The sequence below is a fragment of the Actinomadura rubrisoli genome (assembly GCF_004349215.1).
GTDB classification, from domain to species: Bacteria; Actinomycetota; Actinomycetes; order Streptosporangiales; family Streptosporangiaceae; genus Spirillospora; species Spirillospora rubrisoli.
Genome location: NZ_SMKU01000536.1, coordinates 1 through 4,159, shown reverse-complemented (window position 1 = coordinate 4,159; position 4,159 = coordinate 1). Strand labels below are relative to the sequence as shown.

The window sequence follows — 4,159 nt, the reverse complement described above, 5'->3', positions numbered from 1 at the left end:
GGGCACCGCGTGCGGGGCGGTGCGCGGGGCGGAGCGCGAGGCCCTGGCGGGCGCCGGCCTGCCGGTGGTCTTCGCGCCCGGCTTGGACGCGTGCCCGGGTGCGGTCTTCGCGATGGCCATCTGGGCCGTCACGGGCTTGGACGGCTCCGAGCCGAACGGCAGGACCGACGCCTGCGCGGTCGCCGCGGCGGTGCCGAGGACGGCGGCGCCGACGATCACTCCGCCGGTCGTCCGCCAGGTCAGGGCCATGGGGCTGGTCTTGCGGTGCTTGCCTGCCAACAGGGGGTCTCCTTGGCTTCCAAGCCGCCTACCGGGTTAGCTGACGGGTTCGGGCGTGGAAGTCGCCCTACGGCCTGCGGCAGGCCGATTCACCCCGAGGGACGATGGGTCCCCGGCTCCGCGGGAAGCCGTGCGGGCATGGCGAACGAACCGCATGGGCGCAGTGGGACACTGCACGCCCGCGGTGGGACACCGTGCGGCACGGCGCGGACTCGGCGGTGGGGCGCCCGGGGGCGGGCGCCCGATGGGGGATGGTCAGAGGTCCCGCTCCAGGGCGGGGGCCTGTGGAGAGGGGCCGGGCGTGGCCGCACGATGGACGGGCGGCCACGCCCGGGTCGATGCGTGCGGCTAACCGGGCCGCACGGTGCCGGAGAGCGAGATCTTCCGGCGGAGGCCGATATTGATGTGCTGCTGAGGGTTACTGGACAGAATCACTCCTTATCTTCCAAGACGCCTACCGGGTTAGCTGACGGGTTCGGGCGTGGAAGTGGCCCTACGGCGGGCTCTCGCCATGGAGGGAGAGTCGCGCCGATTCACCCCGGGACCGGCATGTCCGTCCAGGGAGGTCCCTGGACGCCGGCCGATGTGGGTCCCCGGCTCCGCGCGACGGCGGACTCGGCGTTGCCGCTGCGATCCTGGGGGCGCGATGGGGCCCGGGCGCGGGACCCTGTGTCCCGCGTGCGAAGGAGCGGCGTTGATGTTGTGAGGGCGGCGGCCCCTGTCCAGGGGACCGCACGGGCCGTGACCCTGCGAGGACCGCCGTGGCGCGCTCTCAGCGCCATGCACGCTGCGGCGTGCGCACGGTCGGCCGGGCCGGCCGGGTCTCGAAGGAGACCGTTGCGGCGCCTTCGGCGCCGCGGGACGGCGCGTGGATCGCACCGACCTCGGGAGGCGGCACGTGGATCGCGCCGCCGTCGCACGGCAGCTGGATGTGCCGTGCGGGACCGCCGTGCCGGGTGGGCACCGCGGGACAAGAGCGCCTGGAGAGCGCCTTGAGTGGTGACAAGGTATCAAAGCGCCATCAGAAGGCAAATCCCCCACAAAAAAGACAACGGACCAGGTCAAGCCCGGTCCGTTGTCGGGGGAGGGGTGGCGCGGCCCGCCGTCCGGGCCGTGCCCGGGGCCCGCGAGAGGGCCCCGGGGGGCCGTCAGGGGCGGGTCGCGCCGTAGAAGTTGGACTGGTAGTAGCCCGAGGTGATGTCGGAGATCTTGACGACGTCACCGGTGTGCGGGGCGTGGATCATCTTGCCGCCGCCGACGTACATGCCGACGTGGCCGAGGTTGCTGAAGAACACCAGGTCGCCCGGCTGGAGGGCGCTCTTGTCGATGTGCTTGGTCGCCGCGTACTGCGAGTTGGTGGTGCGGGTGATGCTCACGCCCGCCGCGCCCCACGAGCGCATGGTCAGCCCGGAGCAGTCGTAGGAGCCCGGTCCGGCCGCGCCGTAAGAGTACGGCTTGCCGAGCTGCGCGTAGGCGAAGTTGAGGGCCGTGCGCGCCGAACCGCTGGCCGGGCCGTTGTAGGAGCCGCCCGCGCCGCCGTTACCGCCGCCGTTGCTGCTCGGGGTCTTCACCCCGAGCTTCTTCAGCAGCTTCTTCTGCTCGTTGACCTGCTTGTCGAGCTTGCCCTTCTTGTCCTTGAGCTCCTTGGCCTTGCCCGCGACGTCGTCGTAGGCGGCCTGGGCCTGCGCCTGCTCGCGGCGGAGCCGCTGCGCGGTGGCCAGGAACTGGGTGAGCTGGGAGCTGCGCTCCTGCGACAGGTGCGTGAAGACCGCCGCCTGGTCGAGGATCGACTGCGGGTCCTTGCTGCCGACGAAGCCCGTCACGTCGGCGGAGTCGCCGTTCTTGTAGGCGTCGGCCGCCATCTGGGCGATCTTGGAGCGCTGCTGCTCGAACGACGCCTCCTCGCCCTTGCTGGACTTCTTGGCCGCGTCGAGCTTCCGCTTGGCGATCTTCAGCTGCTCGTTGATCTTGTTGTACTTCTCGACGGCCTGGTCGACCTCTTCATTGAGCTTGGTGAGCTTCTTGCGCACCTCGGTCGCGCTCGGCTTCGGCGCGGCCGCGTGCGCGTCCACCGGGGTGAACGCGAAGGACGTCACCACGACCAGGCAGGCGGTGGCCGCCAAGCGGCGGGAGGTGCCGTTCCCCGCACGTGCGCCCCGCCGTTCGCGCGAGTGCGCTGAGACCCCGATGAGATCTTTGGCCACGGTCGAAATCGCCCCTCTCGTCCACGACATCAGCGGGACGACATTAGCGACGGGCAACAACCGTCACAACCGAAACGTCACTTTCTGATCGACTTTCTCCTTCAAACAGCTACTTCACGTGCTGTCGAAATCGCAGAGCGTCGGATCGGGCCCGGCCCGGGGGGCCCGGGGGACCGGGGCCGTGCCACGCAGCAGATCCTCTACGACCGTCCCAGGCGGCGCAACAGCAGGGTGGAGGGCGCGGGGCGCGCGCCGGCCCGCCGGGCCGCGTCGGCCACCTCGCGGTCGCTGGACACCACCACGACGGCGCGGCCGGGCGGCTCCGCCCGCACGAGGTCGCCGATCAGCTCGTCGGCGGTCTGCCCCGTGCGGCTGAACAGCACCCGCACCCCGCGCGGCGCCCCGATCGGCACCGGCGCGTCCAGGTCGGCGCCGTCGAACACGCACGTCACCTCGGCGCGGGTCTGCGCCGCGAGCCCGCCGAGGCCCGACATCAGCCGGTTGCGCTGGTCGGACAGCGGCAGGTCGCCGTACCCGGTCTTGGTGACGTTGTAGCCGTCCACGACCAGATGGACCTGCGGCAGCGTCAGCAGCCGGTCGAGCAGCTGCGGGTCGCTGTCGGACAGCGCGCGCCCCGGCAGCGCGCGGTGCGCCGCCCGGCCGGCCTCCGGCGCGCCCACCGCGTCGGCGGGACGGCCGATGGTCGACGGCAGAGCCAGCTCCCGGCGGACGCCCTGCGCCGCGTCCAGGAGCGTGTCGAGCAGCATCCGCAGCCGGACGTCGTCGACGTTGCGGCCCTCGCGCGCCGCCCGCTTGGCGGCCTCCGCGGCGGCCTCGGCCTGGACGGCGCGGGCGCGCAGCTTGCGCATCTCCTTCTCGGACGCGGCGGTCGACTCCCGCGCGGCGGCGAGGTCGCGCTCGGTGCCGGCCGCGATCGACTCGGCGCGCTCCTGCGCGGCCCGCGCCTTGGTGCGGGCGTCGTGCAGCTTGCGGCGCAGCTCGGCCACCTCGGTCTTGCTCTCGCGCAGCTCCGACCGCAGCTTGTCGACCTCCGCCGCGCGCGCCGCGCGGGCGGCGGCCAGCTCCTCCCTGAGCGCGGCGACGCGGCGCTCGGCCGCCTCCTCCTCCGACGCGGTCGCGGAGCGCTCCAGCTCCTCGCGGGCGGCCTCGACCAGGTCCGTCCAGCCGGCGGGGCGCAGCAGGTAGGCCAGCACCGCGACCCGCACCGGGTCGGCGGCGGGCGGCACGTCGCCGTCCTCGACCGCCTCCACGAGCTCGGGCTGCGCCGCCCGCAGCGGCCCGGCGACGCGCAGCCGGAAGCCGGGGTCCTTCTCCAGCAGCGCCGCGATGTGCTGCCCGGCGAGCTTGGCGCGCTTGCGGCGCTCGAACCGCGCGAACCGGCGCAGCGGGACCGGCACCTCGTCGGACGGCAGCGCGCCGAGCAGCTCGGCGGCGGTCTCGACCACGCTCTGCCGGACGGCCTCGGGCAGCGGCCGTCCGAGCTGCTCGCTCCGGCCGGGCGGCTCCCCGTCGGAAGACTCTTCGGCGGACGGCTCCTCGGAAGGCTCCTCGGGGGACGGCTCCTCGGGGGACGGCTCCGCGGAGCACGGGTCGCGCGCGGGCTCCTCGGGGCTTCGGGGGGCCTCGGCGGGGGTCCGCTCCTGGCCCTCCTGGAC

2 protein-coding genes, 1 pseudogene and 2 riboswitches are annotated in these 4,159 nt (G+C 73.6%); all 3 genes and pseudogenes read right to left on the bottom strand.

Annotated elements, in window-relative coordinates; translation table 11 throughout:
- Positions 1-279, bottom strand: a pseudogene (locus tag E1298_RS44810) (hypothetical protein); the annotation flags it as partial.
- Positions 280-288: 9 nt separating this feature from the next.
- Positions 289-433: riboswitch (cyclic di-AMP (ydaO/yuaA leader) on the bottom strand.
- A gap of 282 nt (positions 434-715) precedes the next feature.
- Positions 716-910: riboswitch (cyclic di-AMP (ydaO/yuaA leader) on the bottom strand.
- A 517-nt stretch (positions 911-1,427) separates the two neighbouring features.
- Entirely contained in the window at positions 1,428-2,402 is a 975-nt protein-coding gene (locus E1298_RS44805) for a C40 family peptidase (RefSeq protein ID WP_243726226.1), read from the bottom strand.
- Positions 2,403-2,683: 281 nt separating this feature from the next.
- A partial coding sequence (locus E1298_RS44800; RefSeq protein ID WP_424923226.1) for an NYN domain-containing protein occupies positions 2,684-4,159 on the bottom strand: 1,476 nt, incomplete at its 5' end.